This window comes from Sulfurovum sp. UBA12169, from assembly GCA_002742845.1.
In the GTDB taxonomy this organism is placed as follows: Bacteria; Campylobacterota; Campylobacteria; order Campylobacterales; family Sulfurovaceae; genus Sulfurovum.
Genome location: DLUH01000005.1, coordinates 182706 through 199133, shown reverse-complemented (window position 1 = coordinate 199133; position 16428 = coordinate 182706). Strand labels below are relative to the sequence as shown.

Sequence of the window (16428 nt, the reverse complement as noted above, 5' to 3'; positions counted from 1 at the left end):
ATTAGAGGATCGTTATGTTACTTTTTACTCCCGGACCAACTCCTGTACCCGAATCTGTGCGCCAAGCAATGGCAACCCCTACGCTACACCATAGAACGCCCGAATTTGAAGCCATCTTTCAAGAAGCACGAAAACGTTTATTGTCCTTATTGGGTATGGATGAATGTGTGATGGTTGCCAGCTCAGGAACGGGAGCAATGCAAGCATGCATGATCAACTTATGTGAAAAAAAAGCATTGACAATAAATGCAGGCAAATTTGGTGAGCGTTTTGGAAAAATTGCAGATGCAATGGGCAGAGAGAAGATAGAGCTTTGCTATGAATGGGATACTCCGGCAACTGTGGCAGATGTAGAAAAAGTTTTGCATGAAAATAAAGAGGTTGATGCGATTTTTATCCAAGTATGCGAAAGCGCAGGAGGACTTAGGCATCCCGTCGAAGCGATAGCCAAACGCGCCAAAGAGATCAATCCCCAAATCATGATCATAGCAGACGGCATTACGGCTGTGGGAGTAGAAAAGATTGATGTATCGCATATTGATGCCCTGATTACAGGAAGTCAAAAGGCATTGATGCTCCCTCCGGGACTTGCAATGATAGGTCTTTCAAATAAAGCAGTAGAAAAAATAGGGAAAGGCAAAGATTATTATTTCAATCTTGCCATCGAAATCAAAAATCAGCAGAAAAATACAACCGCATGGACAGCAGCCACCACGTTGATTATCGGGCTGAATGCAATTTTTGATGAAATCGACAAAGAAGGGATTGACGCGCTGTACAAAGCCACTGCAAAACGGGCAAAAGCAACTCAGGCTGCGCTTGAAGCTATAGGTTTTACCATGTACCCTAAAGTACCCGCACTTGCTATGAGCACAGTATGTGATGAGGATGCTGAAGCCATACGAAAACTTCTTAAAACAAAATACGGAGTCAACATAGCCGGCGGCCAAGATCATCTCAAGGGAAAGATTTTCCGCATTAATCAAATGGGGCTCATACCGGTATATGAGTCTGCATGGGTAGTCAACGCGGTAGAGCTGGCACTTGATGAGCTTGGAAGAAGAGTATTTGACGGTGCAGCCAGCCGCATGTTTAACGAAACCTATTTTAAGGCATAATCCTCGATGATATTTGAACATGAAATTCCTAGCGGCAGTCGGCTTTACTTCGGGAAGAGTGCAAAACTCAAAAGAGAGATTGAAAACAGTGCAAGCGATGTATTGGCGACACTTGGGTTTGAAGAGATCGTTACCCCGATTTTTTCTTACCATCAGCATGAATCTTTTGAAAAGAGCAATACGCTTGTGCGCCTTAATGATGAGAGCAATCATGAGGTGACTTTGCGTGCAGACTCTACAGCCGATGTTGTGCGTATCGTAACAAAAAGACTGGGACGAAGCATGGAGTCAAAAAAATGGTTTTATATCCAGCCCACCGTTGCTTATCCGACAAAAGAACAGTATCAGATTGGAGCTGAAATCATAGACGGCAGCTTTGAAGAAGTGGCACAAATAACGGTCGCACTTTTAAAAAAACTTGATATCAAACCCATTATCCAAATATCCAATATCCGTATTCCTCATCTGCTCAATGAGAAATACGGTATTTCTCTTGAAGTATTGAAATCAATGCATATAGAGCAGATTCTCTCTGTAAATCTACCCTGGATGGAATCATTGGTAAGCATCAACAGTGTGGATGATCTTAAAGATTTGAGTGTTTTTCCTAAAGATATTAGAGTAGAATTAGAAAAGATAAAAGTAGCTGCACAAAAAGTAAATGATACAACAATGGTAATTTCCCCGCTTTTTTATGCAAAATTGAGATATTATGATTCTTTGACATTTAGAATGTTTGAAGGGAATGCACTTTTGGCCACAGGCGGTATTTATACGATTGACAATGTAGAGGCAGCAGGATTTGCACTTTACACAGATGAGTGTATCACGTATAAAATGGAAAAAATGAGTAGGGAGTAAGGTCAGATGAGTAAAGCGGATTTAATTGTAGGACTCCAATGGGGAGACGAAGGAAAAGGAAAGATTGTTGATCATATGGCACAGACACATGATTATGTTTGCCGTTTTGCGGGGGGGCATAATGCCGGTCATACTATTGTTATTGGCGATAAAAAATATGCACTTCATCTTATTCCTTCAGGAGTGCTCAATCCAAAAGCAAAAAATATTGTAGGCAACGGAGTAGTGATTTCTCCTAGGGATTTCATCAAAGAGATGGAGCAGTTTGGAAACCTTGAAGGCAGACTTTTTTTATCAGACAAAGCCCATATTCTGCTGCCATATCATGCACTGATAGACCAAGCAAGAGAGCGCATGAAAGGCGACAAGGCGATTGGTACGACAGGCAAAGGCATCGGTCCGGCTTATGGCGATAAAATAGCCAGGGTAGGGCATAGACTAGGAGAGTTGCTGTCTCCTGATAAGCTCACCGAAAAAATTATGGCATATTTTGAAACCAATAAGACTATTTTTGAAGCAATGGAGGTTGAACTTCCTTCAGAGAAGGTACTTTTAGGGGAACTTGAAGGATATAAAGCCATACTCTCCCCTTATATTGTAGATACAACACAGATGATGTGGGATATATTGGCCGAAGACAAAAAGGTATTGCTCGAAGGAGCGCAAGGTACGATGCTTGATATTGATCATGGCACTTATCCTTATGTGACTTCTTCGACGACAGTCAGTGCAGGCGCCTGTTCGGGCCTTGGATTAAGCCCTAAAGATTTAGGTAAGGTGACGGGTATCGCTAAAGCGTATTGTACGAGAGTAGGAAATGGACCTTTTCCGAGTGAAGATTTGGGTGAAGAAGGCGATATTCTCCGTAAAAACGGACACGAGTTTGGTACCACTACCGGAAGACCAAGAAGATGCGGCTGGTTCGATGCGGTAGCAATGCGTCATGCAGTGCGAGTCAATGGTGCAGACCAGGTTGCACTGATGAAGCTGGATGTGCTTGACGGTTTTAATGAAGTGAAAGTATGTGTAGCCTATGAAGTGGATGGAAAAGAGATTGATTATGTGCCTTATGACCTTGAAGATGCAACCCCTGTATATCAAAGTTTTCCAGGATGGGATAAGACCAAGGGTGTGAGAGAGTTTGAAGCCTTGCCGAAAAATGCACAATCGTATATTTTGGCGCTCGAAGAGATGATAGGGACAAAGATGGGGATTATATCAACAAGTCCTGATCGTGATGACACTATCATTCGGTAGTATTTTAGGTAATGAACAATTTAAAAAGGATGCAATGATGAGACTTAAACCACAACAAACAGGATATGTAGCAACCAAAATCGGGATCGACCTGGCCAATGCTCCTTTTGTCAAATTGCCCAAGGGAAGAGAAGCTGTCGTAGAAGCGTGCAAAGCAATCATTGATGAAAATTTGAAAAAAGAACAGGCATTGGATGCCAAAGTCAAAGAGATACTTGATGTCAATAGCGGCGAGATAGAATTTCAGCATGCAGACGAAAGACAACTCTTTTTTATGATCAAAAAGAAAATGGCGCCCGAATTTGGGGTGATCATGAACTATGATGATAGATATAACGATCTTTCTCACCAAATTTTGGATGAGCTTTATGAGAATTATCTGGCAGAATATGATGTGAGTGAAAATCAAGTAAAAAATATCATTTTTAAATCTTTTAAGACCTTCGCAAATGCTTACGAAGAGATAGATGATATTGTCTACAGCAAGATTAAAAACATGAAAAAAGAAATTATCCCTGGTTCTCAGGACTATGAATTGCTCTATGAGAGACTTTATCAAGAAGAACTTGCAAAAAGAGGAATGCTTTAAGCATTAAGCATTAAGTATGAAGAATGAAAAAGGAAGTGTGATGAAAAAAGTGTCGCTTTATTTTGAGAATGGATTGCTCCTGGAAGGCAAAAGTTTTGGAGCAGAGGGTACGTCGGTTGGTGAGTGTGTTTTTAATACTTCTTTAACCGGATATCAGGAGATAGCAACAGATCCTTCTTACGCGGGACAGTTCGTGACGTTTACGATGCCTGAGATAGGAAATGTAGGCTGTAATGCACAGGATATGGAAAGTAAACAGGCATTTTGTGCAGGCGTTATTGTGCGTTCCTACCAAGATAGACCTTCAAATTTCAGATCCGAGGAATCCTTGGATATACTGCTTAAAAAGCATGGTGTTCTTGGCATTACACAGATTGATACACGCTATATTACTAAAGTATTACGCCAGGAAGGCGCGATGATGATGGTTGCCTCTACTGAAATTCACAGCAAAGATGAGCTTAAAAATGTATTGGCACACACGCCGCGCATTGAAGAGATCAACTATATTGAACAAGTAAGCACTAAGGAGTCTTATGTTCATAAAGAGGCCCGCTACAATATCGAAAAATTTGATTACGATATCCCGCAAACAACCAAAAAAGTCATTGCTTTGGATTTTGGCATCAAAAGAAATATTCTCAATGAGTTGACTCATGCAGGCATGGAAGTTACAGTGGTACCCAATGCCATGAGAGCCGAAGAGATTATTGAACAATTTAAGAACAAAAAAGTTGACGGCGTATTTCTTTCCAACGGTCCCGGTGATCCGCTGATCCTAAAAGAAGAACACGAAAAGATCAGAAAACTCATTGCAGCCAAAGTGCCTCTTTTTGGTATTTGTCTAGGGCATCAGCTTCTTTCTATTGCACATGGATACGATACGTTCAAATTGCCGTTTGGTCACCACGGGGGGAACCACCCTGTAAAAAATGTGGTGTCAGGAAGAGTAGAAATCACCGCCCAGAACCATAATTATAATGTTCCTGAAAATATTATTGAAGTGGCATCGGTTACGCATATAAATCTTTTTGACAATACCATAGAAGGGCTTCGCTACAATGATTCACCGACGATGTCGGTACAGCATCACCCCGAGGCAAGCCCGGGACCTCATGAAAGTGCTTATGTGTTCAGTGAATTTGCGAAGATGCTTTAAGGAATTTTTATGAATGTTGCTATTTTGTTTGGCGGATCAAGCTACGAGCATGAGATCAGTATCGTGAGCACGATCACGATGAAAAAGGTTTTTAAAAAAAGTAACTTGATATTTATTTTTGTAAGCAGTGACCGCCAATTTTATCTTATAGATGCCAAGGATATGACCTCAAAACTTTTTTCTTCGGGCGATTACAAAAAATGTAAATTGCTTACACTTAAAAAAGGCGGATTTTTTATCGACGGATTGTTTGGCGCCAAAGCAGTTACTTTTGATGTGGCAATAAATCTGATTCACGGCAGAGACGGAGAAGATGGAAAAATGGCTTCCTTGATGACTTTTTTCAATATCCCATTTATTTCTCCGCGCCTTGAGGCTTCAGTGTTGAGTTATAACAAGCTCTATACCAAGTTCTTCGCAGAAAACCTGGGGGTTAAAACTGTACCCTACGAATATCTTTCAAAAACAGATGAAAGAAAAATAACCACATCATATCCAGTCATCATCAAGCCTGTACGTCTTGGCAGCAGTATTGGTGTAAGTATTGTAAAAAATGAGTCAGAACTTGATTACGCATTGGATGTGGCATTTGAATTTGATACGGATGTTATCGTGGAGCCATTTATTGTTGGCGTAAAAGAGTTTAATCAAGCAGGATGCTATACAAATGACTGGGAACTTTCTATTGTAGAACAGCCTCAAAAAGAAGAGTTCTTGGATTTTGAGAAAAAGTATATGGATTTTTCAAGAGACTCACAAGTGCTTGCTGCAGATATTAATGATGCACTCAAAATAAAGATACAAGAGAATTTTAAAAAGATTTATCATCCGCTTTTTGGAGGTGCAGTAATTCGCTGCGACTTTTTTGTAATTGAAGATGAAGTGTATCTTAATGAGATCAACCCCATACCTGGATCAATGGCTAACTATCTTTTTGAAGATTTTGAAGAGATGATTTATAGACTTGCTTCGCATTTGCCAAAAGAGAAACCTGTTACAGTTGATTATCAATATATTCACTCTATTCAAAGCGCCAAAGGAAAAGCATAATTTTCCCCTTTGCTTCATCGATTGCCATCGGTTTGTCGAGCCTTGAAACTTGATTATAAATCTTTTATTCAAGACAAGAGGCCTTGACACGGATCTATTTATCGGTTATGTATTAAAAATAAGATTTACTCTACGCTAACTATTCTGCAAATCTCCAAAATTAATGAAACCAACAAATCAAATTATTCTATTGTATATCAGAAAGAAACTTACTCTAAATTATTGTAGCATTATGAGGCAAATAGCATTTTTATTTATATTTTTAAGCATTATATCTGTAAAAAAAGATTAAAATATAATGGATGTTAATAATTTTTATCTTGAGCCAAAAATTATTAACATAATATTTAAAAAGGGGGTATGTATGCAGTCACACGCAGCATTGGAATATGATTATTCGATAGCAAAGTTGTTTACCTATACAACAATTTTATTCGGATTTTTAGGTATGTTGATTGGTACACTTATTGCAGCACAATTAGCATTTCCGGAATTGAACTATTTGATGGGGGAGTATGGGACATTTTCAAGATTAAGGCCGCTTCATACTAACGTAGTAATTTATGGATTCACCGTCAGCGGTGTTTTTGCTACTTTTTACTATTCGGCGCAAAGGGTCTTAAAAGTTTCCATGGCAGAGTCTAAATTTTTGATGTTTGTCGGAAAATTACAGTTTGTACTTTATTTTATTTTAGCATTGGCCATGGCCGCTTCACTTTTTATGGGGTTTAGCTCATCAAAAGAGTATGCGGAGATGGAATGGCCTCTTGATATTCTTACTGTATTGGTATGGGTGCTTTGGGGTGTAGCAATGTTTGGTCTTATTGGGATTAGAAGAGAAAAATCTCTCTATATTTCACTTTGGTATTACATAGCGTGCTTCTTGGGCGTTGCCATGCTTTATCTTTTTAACAACATGGAGGTGCCTACTTATTTTGCATCCGGCGGTTTGGGTAATATCATGCATTCAGTCTCTATGTATGCAGGAACAAACGATGCATTGGTTCAATGGTGGTGGGGACATAATGCTGTAGCGTTTGTTTTTACGGTGCCAATCATTGCCATGATTTATTATTTTCTTCCAAAAGAATCGGGACAGGCGATTTATTCTTATAAATTGTCTTTGCTTTCTTTTTGGGGATTGATGTTTGTTTATCTGTGGGCCGGTTCTCATCATCTTCTTTGGTCGACAGTTCCGGATTGGATGCAGTCTATGGGGTCTGTTTTTTCTGTCGTACTGATTTTGCCTTCATGGGGAAGTGCGATCAATATGCTTCTTACAATGAAAGGCGAGTGGAATCAGCTTACTGAAAATCCATTGATTAAATTTATGGTTTTAGCATCAACATTCTATATGCTATCAACGCTTGAAGGGCCGATTCAGGCGATAAAATCAGTCAATGCGATCGCACACTTTACAGACTGGATTCCCGGACATGTACATGACGGCGTGCTTGGATGGGTTGCATTTATGATTATGGCCAGTCTTTTCCATATGGCGCCAAGAATGTACAAAAGAGAGATTTACTCTAAAAAATTAATGGAAGCACAATTTTGGCTTCAAATAACAGCTGTTGTACTTTACTTTACCTCTATGTGGATTGCAGGCATCACGCAAGGAATGATGTGGAGAGCAGTAGATGAGTATGGCAATTTGATGTACAGCTTTATTGATACCGTAGCGGTACTCAATCCGTATTATACAATTAGAGCACTTGCCGGGGTACTTTATCTGACAGGCTTCTTGATGTTTGCATACAACATGTACAAAACGATGACAATTTCTAGAAAACTTGAAGTTGAACCACAATTTAAAAGCCCTATGGCATAAGGAGGTAGATTATTATGTTTCATTGGTTAGAAAAAAATCCATTCTTCTTTGCTGTAGGAGTATTTGTCGTTATTGCTTTTGCAGGTCTCATTGAGATTTTGCCAAACTTTGCCGAAGCATCCAGGCCGGTAGTGGGACTTAAACCCTACACAGTACTTGAGCTTGCAGGCAAAAATATTTATAAAAAAGATCATTGTATCGCATGTCACTCACAACTTATACGCCCGTTTAAGGCCGAGACTGATAGATATGGTCAGTATTCACTTTCCGGTGAGTATGCTTATGACAGACCTTTTCTTTGGGGTTCCAAAAGAACCGGTCCGGATCTTCACCGTGTAGGAAATTACAGAACGACAGATTGGCATGAAAATCATATGTGGGATCCGAAATCAGTGGTACCGCAATCTATTATGCCGGCATATAAGCATCAGTTTACAAACATTGCAGACATAGAAACAGCCTATGCCGAAGCAGTCACAGTTAAAAATGTTTTTGGAACACCGTACGGGGATGAATTTCAGCCTACAAAAGAAGCTTGGGAAGCATATAAACCAACGGTATTAGCAGAAGCAAAAGCCATTGCGGATGATATGAAAAACAAAGATGTGAAAGAGGCTGTAGCAAACGGACAAATTCCAGAAATTGTTGCAATGATTGCCTATCTTAATAGATTGAAATAGTGAGACAAGATGGATATTAGAGAACTTCAGGGTTATGCCAGTTTCTTTATGACCATTTTTCTTGTGGTGATATTATATTCGTATATCGTATACTTATATAAAAGCGAAAAAAAGGGCGAAAAAGATTATGAAAAATATGGAAATATTGCGCTTGATGACGAGATTGACAGTACACCCATAGAGCATAATCCTAAAAGCCAGAGCGAAAAGAAGGAGCTAAATAAATGAATGCGTTAATGATAAAGGCATTGGCTTTTGCAGCGGTACTCATCATTGCTACATTGGTTGTTGTCAAGCAAATGAATATCGATTTAAGCGATCCGATCAACATGATTACAATGCTTGGTGCTGTCGCCATTGCTGTGCTTACTTTTGGAGTGGCAGCCAAATATATCAACCAGATGAAAACGGACAAAGCAGAAGGTGAACTTGCTGAAGAAAACTGGGACGGTATCGGTGAGTACAAAAATGAACTTCCAAGCGGTTGGGCGTACTCATTTCTGGGTACACTGATATGGGCTATGTGGTATTGGACGGCAGGATATCCGCTTAATGCTTTTAGCCAGATCGGTATGTGGAATGAAGAGGTGAAAGCATACAATGCAAAATTTGAAGAAGCACATAAAAATGCGGATATTGAAACCCTTCAACAAATGGGTGAATCCGTATTTTTGGTGCAATGTGCTCCATGTCATGGCGAGACAGGCGATGGACTTTCAGGTAAAGCGCAAGATTTTGGTACCAGAATGAGTAAAGAACAAATTCTCTATACGATTGAAAACGGCGCAGATCAATTGGGTTATGAAATGGGCGCAATGCCTCCTGTGATGGCCCAAGGAGAGGATGCAGAAGCAATTGCTGAGTATATTGCAGGAGGCATGAAAGGTGAAAAACCTGCCGCTTTTGAAGCATGTGCAAGTTGCCATGGTGCCGATGGTCAGGGAAACAACGGAATGTCTCCTAGTCTTGTAGCCTACGATGAAGCTGTTGTGTCGCATGCGCTTCAACACGGCAAAAAAGGTCAAATCGGTAAAATGCCGTCGTTTAAGACGATGTTGACACCGGTCCAAGAAAAAGCATTGGCTGTATACATTCAGTCTCTATCAAACTAAGGAGTTAAAGATGGCAGATAATACAAGTAGAAGCTTATTTAGTCTTCACGGGATAACAGGTATGCTGGTGGCAACTTTGCTTTTAATTGGTATTCTCGTGTTTTTAACGGCGTGGAGTATTAACGTGCAGCAAAGTGAGGCAGCAAAATATTATGATCCGACACCTATTACCGGCAGCTTGGATAATGTGAAGATGATTAGCAAAGAGAATGCAAATTTTGCATTTAAAGATGCTCAGTAATAATTAACCAAAAAAGGACAAGTTATGATTAAAATAATGGATAAGGTACTTGGCATTGGTATGTTAATCACTGCAATTTATACAGCATGGGCAGTACTTACGCCAAACCATCTTTTTGTAGGATAATATAATGAACAAAATACAAGCAAGGGTTGCCTTGCTTGCTTTGTTTCTTCCGCTTTTTCTTAATGCAGCACATATTCTAAAAAATGAATTGTTAAATCCGAAAGCTTCACAACTTATCGAAGAGATTGGGGATGAGCTTTTGTCTAAGACAGGGATACATGAATATGTTATAGTAACCAATGATGCTTTTCCCAGAGGAAGCAGCATGTTTACATACGTGAAAAAGTATGAGGATAATCTAAGCAAGCCGTATGTTGTTTTTGTTTTTGCACCACATGATAAAAGAGTGGGCATTATTCCTTCTTCAGATAAGGTCAAATCGCTCTATGATGAACAAAAGGTAAAAAGCGCCGCTATTGATGTGGTTGCAAGTAAAGATAAAAATAGTGATGAAGATAGATACAATATAGGTATTGTGCAAGGTTTTTCTGAACTTGCAGATCAAATTGGTGAAGCCAAAGGGGTGGAGTTGACAAAAACACTTCCAAACGAAACACGTTTTATAGTAAAAATACTTAAAATAGTTGTATTTGCCGGCGCACTGTTGGTTTTATGGATATTTTTTGTCAGACCTGCTATAGCAAGGATTAAAAATGGCAAATAATACAAAAAAAACATATTGGCCCCATATGATATTCGGTTTTTTGCTTATAGCCATTGCGCTTGGATATTGGACGATAAAGTCGGCTGTCTCTTTGCCGGTGCAGGAATCGAATGATTTTATGCTAAAGTATCAAATTGCCGATATGAATATTAATGAAATTATGGAAAGAAAAATAGCATTTGACAATCAATACCGCATAGAACTTGTAGATGCTCAGACTATGGTAATGAAAGACAACGTCAATAGTAAAATTAAGCAGAGAGACCCTGTAAAGCTTATGTATGGCGAAAATGCATTTCATTATATCATTGTTGATAAAAATGGCAACATGGTCAAAGATGCAAATGTTACATTTTTGTTGACACGGCCCCATACTCAAGCGGATGACAGGATGATTGAAAATATTTCTTTCAACGGCTCGGTATATACGACCAAAGAAATCAATATCACTCAAGCCGGAAGATATACATTGGAACTTAAAGCAAAAATAGGACAAAATACCGGATATCTTCAAACTCCTGCTTATCTGGAGCCTTAAACAATAAGTCTGCACAGTAAAAGTCTTAACTCCGTCTTGAAAGAATGGGTGATAGATTTGATGTGCGGAGCTTAAAATATCTTACAATTTGTCATAGTTTCATTTTTAAAACAGTATGTATGCTATACTTGTTTTTATGAAAAATCTTCACATCTATCCCACATCAAGAGCTTTGCGTTCCGTAAGTGCACAATTCAAAGAACAGGACAGTTTTTTGCCTACACTTATGCGGATGGATGAGTTTGAGAAGCGTGCAATGCTTTTTGAAAATAAAAGCCAAATTGATCCCATGGAGCGCATTTTGCTCTTAAAGGAAGCAGCTTCTTTTGAAGACACTAATGATTTAAATCTTCACTCAGAACTGGTACATTTTTTTACTAGAAGTGATGCCGTATTTAAATTTTTTGAAGAATTGGCTGCCGAAAAGATAGATTTTAATACGCTTGGCCGTGCGGATGCTTATGCAGAATTTGAATTGCATTTGCAAATACTTCAGACCATTTTGAATAACTATAAAGACTTGCTTGAAGAAAAAAATCTTATAGATAAAGCATTTATTCCTACGCAATATGCAGTCAATACAGGATTTGTTCAGAGCTATGAATGTGTAGAGATACATTTGGAGGGTTATCTGAGCCATTTTGAGTTTGATCTGATTGACAAAATTTCTCAAGTAACAAAAGTGCTTCTTCGCTATGCAACAAGTAGGTTCACCATTAAAATGCAAGAACGTTTTGAAAAATATGGGATTCATTTGCCTGATGACTCTCATGTGATTATAGATTTTAGCGCTAAAAAAATGCTATCGAGTTTTGCTATAAAAGATAAAATAGAAGCAGAAGTGATAGGCGTGGAAGAGCGCCATGAGCAGATAGCATTCGCTTTTACAAAAATAGAAGAGATGGTGCATGGAGGCATAGATCCTGAAAAGATCGCTTTGATTTTGCCGGATGAGCAGCTAAAAGAGAGTATTGCGCTTTACGATAGATTTGGCAATCTTAACTTTGCAATGGGGTATGACTATAACAAACAAAAAAAATATAAAATGCTCGCAGCACTCTATGCGTATTGGCAAAGTTTTGAAAAAGAGCAATGGCTTTTGCTTAAATACTATGGGATGGAAACGCAAAATCTCCAAGGAGTTAATCCAAACAAAAAAGTGAAGGCCGATGATTTTTTTATATTGCTAGATCAGACAAAACTGCTTGATTGTCCTTTGGCGCCAATCTTTCAGGCAGAGAATGAAATGAAACCAAAATATAATGAAAAAGTATATGAAGCCTATCTGCATTTTACAAAAATATTTTCTACATACTTCTTAAGCATAAAAGAGTGGCTTTTTTTATGGATGAAAACACTTGATGCTGTTACCATCGATGATGTACGAGGAGGAAAAATAACTGTTATGGGGGTGCTTGAAACCAGGGGAGTTTCTTTTGAGGGGGTAGTTATTGTTGACTTCAATGAAGGGGTTGTTCCCGCAAGCTCAAGCAAAGACCAGTTCTTAAACTCTGCAGTAAGAGCATTTGCCGGATTGCCTACAAAAAACGATAGAGAAGCGCTTCAGAAGCAGTACTATAAGCGGTTGCTGGATCAAGCCGAGCAGGCCGTGATACTCTACAGCAGCAGCGACAATAAACTTCCTTCAAAATTTCTTTTTGAATTGGGACTTTATGACGTAAAACAAAGAAGCGGACAACTTGATATATTTTATGGTGAGCCGTCCGCACCTGCATTATCTTTTGAAGATCCGGTAATAGAATCGTTTGATGCCTTTGCTTTTACGTGGTCAGCCTCAAGGCTCAAAACCTATTTGGAGTGTAAGCGAAAATATTATTACAAATATATTCAAAAAATAGAAGCTAAAAAAGAAGAAGAACTCAATGAAGGAGCATTCTTGCATACTTTGTTGGAACATGTATATGCCAAGAATGACACTTTTGCCACCGTTGAGGCTTTAGAAAAAAGACTTCATGGATTGCTGAATGAACTTTTGCCGTATGAAGATGCAAAAACTGCGTATCAAAAATTACTTTGGAAAGAGAAACTCAAAGGATTTATGCAGACAGAAGTTCGCTATTTTAATGATCATTGGAAGGTAGTCGCACGGGAAATAGAAATGAAAGGAAAAATAGGCGGATTGGATTTTAAGGGACGCATAGACCGTATAGATCAAAATGCGACAGCTACATGGATACTTGATTATAAAAGCGGCAGCACAGCAGAGGCAAATAAAATTAAAAACTTAGAAACGCTCAATGATTTTCAGATGAGTATCTATCATCATCTTCTTGGTTCTAGATATCAAAATATCAAACTTTCTTATATTAAGATACTGGAAAATGGCCAAAGAGAGGATATTGAGGCACTAGATGAGAAAAATGCACTTTTAGCCGATCATATTGTTAATCTTAAACAAAATAGGCATTTTGTGGCCAAGAAGTGTGAAGATTTGCAAAAATGCAACTACTGTGAATTTGCTTTAACGTGTGAAAGGGGGCCATATTTATGAGCTTTAAACCTTTTTTGGCTTATTCGGCAAGTGCAGGCAGCGGCAAGACATTTGCGCTCACTGTACGTTATCTTTCTTTACTGTTTATGGGGGAGTCTGCCGGCAGTATTTTGGCGGCAACGTTTACCAATAAAGCTGCTTCCGAGATGCGCCAAAGAGTACTTAATGCGCTGAGAATGCTTGGAGAAAAAGAAGATGATCCGTTAATGGATGAAGTCTGCAGGCAGACAGGATTAAGCAAAGAAGCTTTGAAGGCTAAACAGCCTGATGTCTTGAGACGATTTCTTTCAAGCAGCAGCTATATCGTTACATTGGATAGCTTTTTTGCATCGGTGCTGAGATCTGCATCACTCGAATTGGGACTTGATCCCGGATTTGTTACCAAAGAGAAGAAAAACGATAAGCGCGAGAGTTATTTTTTAGAAGAACTTCGCACGGAAGGCTTGCTTTCCTCTTTGGTTCAATTGGCAATCGAGATTGAAGATAAACGATTTGGAAAGATTTTTGATCTTATGGAGCATTTTTATCGTGTTGATCCCTTATTGCCGGCCTATGTTTATAAGCGCAGTGATCTTTGGCAGATCGAAAATAAAATCGATGCATTCAGAAAGCGTTTGCATGCAATGGTGGTCAAATCGGGCGCATCTAAAAGTGCGATTAACAATTTTTTGTCTCAATCTGCCAAGGAACTCGCAGTTAAAACGGTATTTGAAAAACAAAGCCTTTTAGATCATAAAAATTATAAAAAATATGTCGAAAAAAATCCCTCCATAGAAGAAACATTCTTGGAATTAAAATTACTGTTGGGAAGTTGGATGCGAGCAAAAGAGTCCGGTGTTTTAGACCTTCTTTTTGAAGTGTATGACTACTATAAAAATGCCACAATTATGGATGCGAAACAGTCCAATATATTAAACTTTGATGACTTGGGATATTTTACCTACAGACTGCTTCATGAAAGCATTTCAAAAGAGTTTTTTTACTTTAAAATAGACAACAAGTTCAATCATATTCTTTTGGATGAGTTTCAAGATACGTCTACCTTGCAATTTTTGCTTCTAAAGCCCATAATAGATGAGATTTCTGCCGGGCAAGGGCAAAATGAATTTAAAAGTTTTTTTTACGTGGGCGACACGAAACAATCACTTTACCGTTTTCGCGGAGGTGTGGAAGAGTTGTTTGATAAAGTTGCACAACGTTATGGTGTGAATGTAGAGCAGATGGATACGAATTATCGAAGCAGTAGATATATTGTAGAGCAGGTAAATCGTTGGTTTGACGGATTTATGGAGAGGTATGTTCCACAAAAAAGTAAAAAGGATGCCAATGAAGGATATGTGGAGGTTGTAGAGTCAGAAGAGCCCATCAAGGAAGCGGTTAGTCAGGCCAAGAAACTTTTAGCTTTGGGAATCGGGGTTGATGATATTGCTTTTTTGGTAAGCACTAATAAAGACGGCTTAAGTTTACAGGATGCCTGTGAGCATGAAGACATACCTACTTTACTTTATACTTCAAGCTCTCTTAAAACGGTTCCGAAAATTGCAGCATTGACAGCCATGCTTTCCTATCTTTTTTTTGGTGAGAAAATAGAAGCACAAGCATTTTTGGAGAGAACAGGTCAATCATTGGAGACAATAGACACAAGTTGGTTTACACCTTTTATGGAACCTTTGACAGCACTAGATAGACTCATAAGGGAGTTTGGATATTTTCAAAACGATAAAAACATATTGAAACTTTTGGAATTTGCAGCACATTTTTCAGAAATTCCTGCTTTTTTGAAAGAATTTGAGAGTTCTTCTATTTCGGTTGCAGCGCATTCCGTGCATGGAGCAAAAATTATGACAGTGCATGGATCAAAAGGATTGGAGTTTGAGTACGTTATACTTCTTGACAGGCTTACTCGCCCAAATAACAACAAGTCGCCATTGATTTTCCATTATAGTGAGCAGCTTACAATAGATCATATCCTGTTTCGCAGCAAAAACAGAGAATATTTTGACAACACTTATGCCAGAATTATAAAAGAACAAAAAACCTTTTCTCTTAAAGACCGTAAAAATATACTTTATGTTGCATTGACTCGCGCGGTTGAAGCGCTGATTGTTATACGAAAACCAAAAGAATCGCTATTTGATGAGATGGGAATGGTTCCTTTACGGTTGGGAAAACTTAAAATAAACGCCAAGCAAACACCGGAAGATATTCACTATGCAGAAACAAAACCGGTAACTATTTCACATTACGGAACACAAGAAATTAAGACAGAGCCACAAACGGAGGATACCAAGGATTATGAAGCTATACTTTTTGGAGCAGCACTGCACTACGGTCTGGAAATGTTGGAGAAATTTGATGCTGCATCTCTTCTGTCCGCAATGCAGGCGGTACGAAATCGATACGGTCAAGCCTTAAGTCGAGGGCAACTTGAACAGATAGCTTGTCGAATCCGAATGCTTATTGAAGAAGAATCTTTCCAAATATTATTGGCAGATGCAACATGGACACAAGAGCAGTCACTTTGTTTTGGGGGTGAAGTCAAACAGATAGATCTGTTGCTTGAGTATAAAACTCATTGCTTGGTGGTGGACTATAAAACCTCGAAAAAATATCAATTTAAACATCAAAACCAGGTTGAATTTTATCAAAAGGCGATAGAGAAAATTACACAAAAAAGGACAGAGGGGGTTATTGTTTATTTGCTGGAAGATAAAATCGAGCTAAATTACTTAAATAAATCTTAATTTAAA

At 38.7% G+C, this 16428-nt stretch carries 15 protein-coding genes; all 15 read left to right on the top strand.

The features are described 5' to 3' along the window. Positions 1–14 precede the first annotated feature (14 nt). The 15 genes from CFH81_05950 to CFH81_05880 all read left to right on the top strand — a co-directional run bounded on the left by CFH81_05950 (position 15) and on the right by CFH81_05880 (position 16422). Positions 15–1118 carry an aminotransferase gene (locus tag CFH81_05950; GenBank protein ID DAB39771.1) on the top strand — a complete coding sequence of 368 codons (1104 nt, stop codon included), beginning with the start codon at positions 15–17 and terminating at the stop codon, positions 1116–1118. Between the two features lie 6 nt (positions 1119–1124). After that, a complete protein-coding gene (gene hisZ, locus CFH81_05945) occupies positions 1125–1979 on the top strand; it encodes an ATP phosphoribosyltransferase regulatory subunit (protein DAB39770.1) in 855 nt (284 codons plus the stop codon). A gap of 6 nt (positions 1980–1985) precedes the next feature. Beyond that, entirely contained in the window at positions 1986–3236 is a 1251-nt protein-coding gene (locus tag CFH81_05940) for an adenylosuccinate synthase (protein DAB39769.1), read from the top strand. A gap of 37 nt (positions 3237–3273) precedes the next feature. Further along, positions 3274–3825 (top strand): competence protein, encoded by a 552-nt coding sequence (locus CFH81_05935; protein ID DAB39768.1) that lies wholly within the window; start codon positions 3274–3276, stop codon positions 3823–3825. A gap of 40 nt (positions 3826–3865) precedes the next feature. Next, positions 3866–4984, top strand: a complete 1119-nt coding sequence (locus CFH81_05930) for a carbamoyl phosphate synthase small subunit (GenBank protein ID DAB39767.1) — start codon at positions 3866–3868, stop codon at positions 4982–4984. Between the two features lie 9 nt (positions 4985–4993). Then, positions 4994–6034, top strand: coding sequence for a D-alanine--D-alanine ligase (locus CFH81_05925; protein DAB39766.1), 1041 nt, complete (start codon positions 4994–4996; stop codon positions 6032–6034). A 364-nt stretch (positions 6035–6398) separates the two neighbouring features. Beyond that, on the top strand, positions 6399–7865 hold the full coding sequence (gene ccoN / locus CFH81_05920) for a cytochrome-c oxidase, cbb3-type subunit I (GenBank protein DAB40438.1): 1467 nt from the start codon (positions 6399–6401) through the stop codon (positions 7863–7865). Between the two features lie 14 nt (positions 7866–7879). Further along, on the top strand, positions 7880–8545 hold the full coding sequence (gene ccoO / locus CFH81_05915; GenBank protein DAB39765.1) for a cytochrome-c oxidase, cbb3-type subunit II: 666 nt from the start codon (positions 7880–7882) through the stop codon (positions 8543–8545). Positions 8546–8554: 9 nt separating this feature from the next. Further along, positions 8555–8773: a cytochrome c oxidase, cbb3-type, CcoQ subunit gene (locus CFH81_05910; protein ID DAB39764.1), complete on the top strand. Its 219-nt coding sequence runs from the start codon at positions 8555–8557 to the stop codon at positions 8771–8773. A gap of 71 nt (positions 8774–8844) precedes the next feature. Continuing rightward, positions 8845–9657: a cytochrome C oxidase subunit III gene (locus CFH81_05905; protein ID DAB40437.1), complete on the top strand. Its 813-nt coding sequence runs from the start codon at positions 8845–8847 to the stop codon at positions 9655–9657. A 10-nt stretch (positions 9658–9667) separates the two neighbouring features. Next, the gene (locus CFH81_05900; protein ID DAB39763.1) at positions 9668–9898 is read left to right on the top strand and encodes a hypothetical protein; all 231 of its coding nucleotides are present in this window, start codon (positions 9668–9670) and stop codon (positions 9896–9898) included. 130 nt (positions 9899–10028) lie between these two features. Next, positions 10029–10628, top strand: coding sequence for a hypothetical protein (locus CFH81_05895; protein DAB39762.1), 600 nt, complete (start codon positions 10029–10031; stop codon positions 10626–10628). Beyond that, positions 10618–11166, top strand: a complete 549-nt coding sequence (locus CFH81_05890) for a hypothetical protein (protein DAB39761.1) — start codon at positions 10618–10620, stop codon at positions 11164–11166. The genes CFH81_05895 and CFH81_05890 overlap by 11 nt, the downstream gene beginning before the upstream one ends. A 136-nt stretch (positions 11167–11302) precedes the next feature. Further along, a complete protein-coding gene (locus tag CFH81_05885; GenBank protein ID DAB40436.1) occupies positions 11303–13678 on the top strand; it encodes a hypothetical protein in 2376 nt (791 codons plus the stop codon). Next, on the top strand, positions 13675–16422 hold the full coding sequence (locus CFH81_05880) for a recombinase RecB (GenBank protein DAB39760.1): 2748 nt from the start codon (positions 13675–13677) through the stop codon (positions 16420–16422). The genes CFH81_05885 and CFH81_05880 overlap by 4 nt, the downstream gene beginning before the upstream one ends. Positions 16423–16428 lie beyond the last annotated feature (6 nt).

What these genes read in the sequence shown, in the direction of transcription:
- CFH81_05950 (DAB39771.1), top strand. Translation starts at nt 15, where the DNA reads ATGTTACTTTTTACTCCCGGACCAACTCCTGTACCCGAATCTGTGCGC.
- hisZ (DAB39770.1), top strand. Translation starts at nt 1,125, where the DNA reads ATGATATTTGAACATGAAATTCCTAGCGGCAGTCGGCTTTACTTCGGG.
- CFH81_05940 (DAB39769.1), top strand. Translation starts at nt 1,986, where the DNA reads ATGAGTAAAGCGGATTTAATTGTAGGACTCCAATGGGGAGACGAAGGA.
- CFH81_05935 (DAB39768.1), top strand. Translation starts at nt 3,274, where the DNA reads ATGAGACTTAAACCACAACAAACAGGATATGTAGCAACCAAAATCGGG.
- CFH81_05930 (DAB39767.1), top strand. Translation starts at nt 3,866, where the DNA reads ATGAAAAAAGTGTCGCTTTATTTTGAGAATGGATTGCTCCTGGAAGGC.
- CFH81_05925 (DAB39766.1), top strand. Translation starts at nt 4,994, where the DNA reads ATGAATGTTGCTATTTTGTTTGGCGGATCAAGCTACGAGCATGAGATC.
- ccoN (DAB40438.1), top strand. Translation starts at nt 6,399, where the DNA reads ATGCAGTCACACGCAGCATTGGAATATGATTATTCGATAGCAAAGTTG.
- ccoO (DAB39765.1), top strand. Translation starts at nt 7,880, where the DNA reads ATGTTTCATTGGTTAGAAAAAAATCCATTCTTCTTTGCTGTAGGAGTA.
- CFH81_05910 (DAB39764.1), top strand. Translation starts at nt 8,555, where the DNA reads ATGGATATTAGAGAACTTCAGGGTTATGCCAGTTTCTTTATGACCATT.
- CFH81_05905 (DAB40437.1), top strand. Translation starts at nt 8,845, where the DNA reads ATGAATATCGATTTAAGCGATCCGATCAACATGATTACAATGCTTGGT.
- CFH81_05900 (DAB39763.1), top strand. Translation starts at nt 9,668, where the DNA reads ATGGCAGATAATACAAGTAGAAGCTTATTTAGTCTTCACGGGATAACA.
- CFH81_05895 (DAB39762.1), top strand. Translation starts at nt 10,029, where the DNA reads ATGAACAAAATACAAGCAAGGGTTGCCTTGCTTGCTTTGTTTCTTCCG.
- CFH81_05890 (DAB39761.1), top strand. Translation starts at nt 10,618, where the DNA reads ATGGCAAATAATACAAAAAAAACATATTGGCCCCATATGATATTCGGT.
- CFH81_05885 (DAB40436.1), top strand. Translation starts at nt 11,303, where the DNA reads ATGAAAAATCTTCACATCTATCCCACATCAAGAGCTTTGCGTTCCGTA.
- CFH81_05880 (DAB39760.1), top strand. Translation starts at nt 13,675, where the DNA reads ATGAGCTTTAAACCTTTTTTGGCTTATTCGGCAAGTGCAGGCAGCGGC.